At 60.2% G+C, this 4,213-nt stretch carries 6 protein-coding genes; 2 read left to right on the top strand and 4 right to left on the bottom strand.

Going from position 1 to position 4,213, the window contains the following annotated elements:
- Positions 1–334: 334 nt before the first annotated feature.
- Positions 335–1,360 (bottom strand): IS110 family transposase, encoded by a 1,026-nt coding sequence (locus tag AX692_RS18150; RefSeq protein WP_073977271.1) that lies wholly within the window; start codon positions 1,358–1,360, stop codon positions 335–337.
- Positions 1,361–1,596: 236 nt separating this feature from the next.
- Here AX692_RS18150 and AX692_RS19870 point away from each other — a divergent pair, with 236 nt between their 5' ends.
- Both AX692_RS19870 and AX692_RS18145 read left to right on the top strand, forming a co-directional pair.
- Positions 1,597–2,061, top strand: a complete 465-nt coding sequence (locus tag AX692_RS19870; RefSeq protein ID WP_155646381.1) for a hypothetical protein — start codon at positions 1,597–1,599, stop codon at positions 2,059–2,061.
- Positions 2,062–2,162: 101 nt separating this feature from the next.
- On the top strand, positions 2,163–2,393 hold the full coding sequence (locus tag AX692_RS18145; RefSeq protein WP_073977812.1) for a hypothetical protein: 231 nt from the start codon (positions 2,163–2,165) through the stop codon (positions 2,391–2,393).
- A 5-nt stretch (positions 2,394–2,398) separates the two neighbouring features.
- Here the strand turns inward: AX692_RS18145 and AX692_RS18140 are convergent, their stop codons facing one another.
- From AX692_RS18140 to AX692_RS18130, 3 genes are all read right to left on the bottom strand, one after another.
- Positions 2,399–3,160 (bottom strand): hypothetical protein, encoded by a 762-nt coding sequence (locus tag AX692_RS18140; protein ID WP_155646379.1) that lies wholly within the window; start codon positions 3,158–3,160, stop codon positions 2,399–2,401.
- A 28-nt stretch (positions 3,161–3,188) separates the two neighbouring features.
- On the bottom strand, positions 3,189–3,407 hold the full coding sequence (locus AX692_RS18135) for a hypothetical protein (protein WP_073977810.1): 219 nt from the start codon (positions 3,405–3,407) through the stop codon (positions 3,189–3,191).
- A gap of 166 nt (positions 3,408–3,573) precedes the next feature.
- Positions 3,574–3,906, bottom strand: a complete 333-nt coding sequence (locus AX692_RS18130) for a hypothetical protein (protein WP_073977809.1) — start codon at positions 3,904–3,906, stop codon at positions 3,574–3,576.
- Positions 3,907–4,213: the final 307 nt, after the last annotated feature.

Here is a 4,213-nt window from a genome sequence, read left to right as displayed (position 1 = left end):
CGCAAGGCCCGGGCGAAGCTCGAGCCGCTGAAAAAGCCCCGCTCATCATGGCCGCAGCGCGAAAGCGCGGTGCGCGGCAATATGCGTCAGCGATCGTTCTTTAACAGCGCCTCTCGTCAAGAGGGCATCGAGTTCCGGGCATCAGCCGTCGCAAAATCGTCGCCGGGCGCGTCGTTCTTTCCGAGGTCGGTATGCCGCCTCACCATGGGCTCCGTCGGTGCGATGCCTCAGCGTTACCCGCGCGGTCCAAGCCGCAACGATCGCTACGAGGTCACCGGCCCCATCGTCCCGGCCGGACGAACCGCTCAGCCGAGCGGAACTCGATATCTTGTCTTTACGCCTCGATTGGTGTGCCCCATTCGAACTCCGTGCCATCGACCCAGATGCAGTGCAGGATTATCGCGATCTTCCGCGCGACAGCCACGCGGGCCTTCTTCGATCCGACCCGTTTGGTGAGACGGACTCCCCACTCCTGTAGCGACGACCAGCGGGCGATCCGCCCGACCAGCACAGACGCAGCCTCGAACAGGTAGGTTCGCGCCAAACCATCGCCGAGCTTTGATATCCGGCCGCTCCAGTCCATTTCCCCGGATTGATGCCGCCTGGGTGTCAAGCCAAGATACGCCCCGACATCAGTCGATCGTTTGAAGCGGAGCGGGTCATCGATCGCACTGATGAACGCCAGCGCCGTGAGGCTGCCGACGCCTGGAACGGTCATCATGCGCCGCGCCGTTTGATGATGCCGCGCCATTGCGAGCAGCGTCCGATCATAGGCCCTGATTTGCAAAGCCATTGTGCGAGCCACTTCCAACAATGGCCTGCACATCGAAGCCAGGTTCGCATCGGCATCGCATGCGGCAGTCGCCTTGGCGACGAACCCGCGACCCGCCGTGCTCCCAAGCATGGTCCCCGTTGTCTTCATTATATTGCGAGCTTGGTTTGTCAGATCCCGCCGCATGTCGATAAGCCGCTTCCGGGCGAGAAGAAGCGATCGGATACGGTGTGCGTCGACCGATTTCGCATGGGCCGGTTTGAACCAGCCAACCCTCATCAGCTCGGCAAGGCCACGGGCATCATTGCGGTCGGTCTTGTTGATCCGCATCGACAGCGCACGATGCGCATGCCGGGCTTCCATATGCATTACCGGCAGGCCCTGCAGCTTCAGCTCCCGACAGAGCCAACTGCTCGATCCGCCCGCCTCCAGCCCGATGCGCTCCGCTTCTGGCGCGTGCTGAGAAACAGCTCGCCCTATTGCGACAGGGTCAGTTCTGACCTTGAGTTCGCGCATGACCGTGCCGGCCGCATCGACAACACAAACACTCGTTTCATCAACGGAAACGTCTAATCCGACGAACTGCATATCGTACCCTCCAAGTTTGAGGGCTTGATCTAACCGAATCGACCGAAACAGCGCAGCCCGCTGTTACCCCATGTAACCCGAAGGGCCGAGACCCTTCAGGGCTCGGTGGAGCGGACCGCAGACGCGAGCCGTAGCGCAGCCAAGGCCGCAGTGCGGGGCGCGGAGTAGAGCGCGGTCCCGGCCGAAGGTCGGGAAACGCTACCAATTTTTTCATGTTTTCTGAGTAAGATGGTCGCATGGCTCAAAAGCACGCTACGCAAATAATCAAGGATGGTTTGGCTGATGCGCGGGCCGAATTAGAGGCCGCTTTCAGTCGGGGGGCCAAACCGCGATTGAACAGTCACTGGATTGGGTCACTGGGTGAGCATGAGGTTGCAAAAGCTCTGAATGCGACGCACGCAGGTCACCGAGTGGAGCAATACGATCTCGAGTGGGGGGCAGAAAACATCGAGGTCAAATCCACAACGGCGGACACGATCAGAAGGGGAGCGCTTAGCAAAAAGCGCTGCAACTGGGTTGCCTATGTTCAGTTTGAGGCTGAGGGTGCCAATTTACGGGTTACGACAATGTACATCCGTCCTCGTGGCAAGCCGGGCGATCGGCCGAGTGATCCAGAAAACCGCCGCGTCGGGCCAGAAGACCGCGTGGATTTACTTCCCTCGCCCGGAGGTTATGTCATTGATTTGAGCACTCTAGGCTAAGATCCCGGATGCACAGGCTCGGTGTTCTTTGACAGCGCTTCTCCGAAGGAAGGTGGTGATGTCGCTTGACCGTGATGTTCTCATGATGTTCTACGCCATGCATGGGAATGAAGCGCATCGACACGGTGGCCGATCTCGTTCGGCATGGGCTCAACGCGCAGATTGAATGCCGCAAGTGCCGCCGCGTGGTTCTCGTCCCGGCGTCGAGGCTTCGGGATCAATGCTTCGCGAAGTCGATCCCAATGAAGCTCGAAGTCGTTGAAAACCACTTGCGGTGCAGCTGCGGACATCGCGGCGCGAAAATCGATGCCACCGGCGTGCGTTTGGATTGAGTGAGCTACTGCTGTCGCCGCTTCATCTTTGCGATGAATTTGGCAGCCCTGTCGCGGAGGCGTTGAGGCCATGACCGTTGGTCAGTGTCCCGCTTGATCTTTCGCACGAGGGCAAGCGTTTCGCCGACAGTCACAAAGGCATTGTCTTCGCGCATCCTGATGCCTTCGCGGTGTTCGGCTCGGTTGACGAAGCTCATTCCCTGAATACGGTCGCCCGCGCCCATCACGAACTCGTAGGCGACGTTGATCGGGATCAGCTCATCGCGCGGCAGCTTTGTGAGCTGCTCCATGGTGACGGGCTCCCAGTGATCTTTTCTCTCGCGGTAGATCCGGGTGAAGATCGACGCCTTGGTGAGGTCGCGGCCGTATTCGGGAGTCCGCGCGTATAGCTCGTCGAAAGCTCGCGCTTCGCTCGGTCGGGGCGGCATCTGGAGATTGCCGTTGAGGCCGTAGTGATCGACGAGGAACGCAATGTCCTCCTCGCTCAGACCGAGGTAGGCGATCATCTCGTCCAGCGGTTCAGGGTCCCCGATGACATGATACTGGCTTTCGGGAAGATTGAGCAGCCGTTGCGCAGCAGCTGCTCCTTCCGCCTCTCCGATGAGTGCTGCCGCGACGTTCGAAGCGAAGATGTGGTTTGGTACCAGATTCCCGGTGTCGGTTGTGATGCTCCCCCAGCCCTTTGAGATGGCAAACAGGAACACCGCCATGCTCTCGCGTGTGGCCGCCTGCTGCGGCGACGGAGAGTGATCGTCGACTTGTGGCATGGCCGAAGTTCCCTTCCTTGGTGTCGGGTCAGTCCGGTCGAAAGACTTTGGCGATCGTCCTGCCTTTCATCGCTTCGGAGATCGTGTCGGTGAGCTTCCTAGATGCGGGGTTTGGCCGCATCAGTTTGCGATCGCTCTGAGGTACGATGTCCGGTCCGGGCCAATTGAACAGGTTCATCTCCTCGATGACGACGTTGCAGTCCTCGGGCAGCCCGAGGGCAGCGCGCTCCCGCGGATGAATGGGCACTCGTGCTGCCATAGAGGATGTCGAGATCGGAAGAACCGAGACCAGGAACAGCTCTTCAATCTTGCGAACCTCCCATATGAGGCACGGCCTGTCCTTGGACGCATTGATTTGACCTGCGGCATCCTCGCGGTGCCAGAGATAGCCGTAGTCGATAATCTTGCCGGCCTCAGGCGCTTGTCGCTTCGGGTTGCTGTCGCCGTTTTGCTGCTTTGGGGGCTCTGGGCTTTTCGACGTCGTCTTCGTAGCTGTCGGGGGCGTCCGGGTGGTAAGTCGGGGACGCGGAGGTGAGTTCTTCGATGACATCTTTCAGCGACTCCGACTTGAGGGCGCGCGCCAGGAGCTTCCTGAGCGAGCGATATTCGTCAGCGGGTACCATGACCACGCGAACCTCGCCGTGTCGCTCGAGGCCAACCGCACGGCTGATTGCTTCGTCGTAGTAGAACCCGACCCGCTTCGAGAAGGTCGTGGTGCTGACGGTTTCACGATAGGGTTGTGACATGGGTGTTCTCCTGCGGACCGGCCTTGGCAGAACTGATCCATGGACGATTCCGGATTGATCGCCATTCGTTCATCAGGTGTCCTGCCAGTCCGTATAATCCGGATTATACGCATTCAGCAACCCCCCTCCCCTTTTCGGTCGGTCTCAATAGCATCAGGCAAATGAAGAAGGCCCGCCCGCGCTTATGCGCGAGCGGGCCTTCCCTTTGGCGATCGGTTCGGGTCGCAGTCGCCGATCGCCGGGGGGCTGCCAGTGGGTCAGGCTCCCGCGGTTTCGGGCACCTTGGCCTTGCCCTTGGGGGCGGGCG

Origin of the sequence: Erythrobacter donghaensis (assembly GCF_001557325.1) — a bacterium.
In the GTDB taxonomy this organism is placed as follows: domain Bacteria; phylum Pseudomonadota; class Alphaproteobacteria; order Sphingomonadales; family Sphingomonadaceae; genus Erythrobacter; species Erythrobacter donghaensis_B.
This window is presented reverse-complemented; position numbering and strand designations above follow the sequence as displayed.

What these genes read in the sequence shown, in the direction of transcription:
- AX692_RS18150 (WP_073977271.1), bottom strand. Translation starts at nt 1,360, where the DNA reads ATGCAGTTCGTCGGATTAGACGTTTCCGTTGATGAAACGAGTGTTTGT.
- AX692_RS19870 (WP_155646381.1), top strand. Translation starts at nt 1,597, where the DNA reads ATGGCTCAAAAGCACGCTACGCAAATAATCAAGGATGGTTTGGCTGAT.
- AX692_RS18145 (WP_073977812.1), top strand. Translation starts at nt 2,163, where the DNA reads ATGGGAATGAAGCGCATCGACACGGTGGCCGATCTCGTTCGGCATGGG.
- AX692_RS18140 (WP_155646379.1), bottom strand. Translation starts at nt 3,160, where the DNA reads ATGCCACAAGTCGACGATCACTCTCCGTCGCCGCAGCAGGCGGCCACA.
- AX692_RS18130 (WP_073977809.1), bottom strand. Translation starts at nt 3,906, where the DNA reads ATGTCACAACCCTATCGTGAAACCGTCAGCACCACGACCTTCTCGAAG.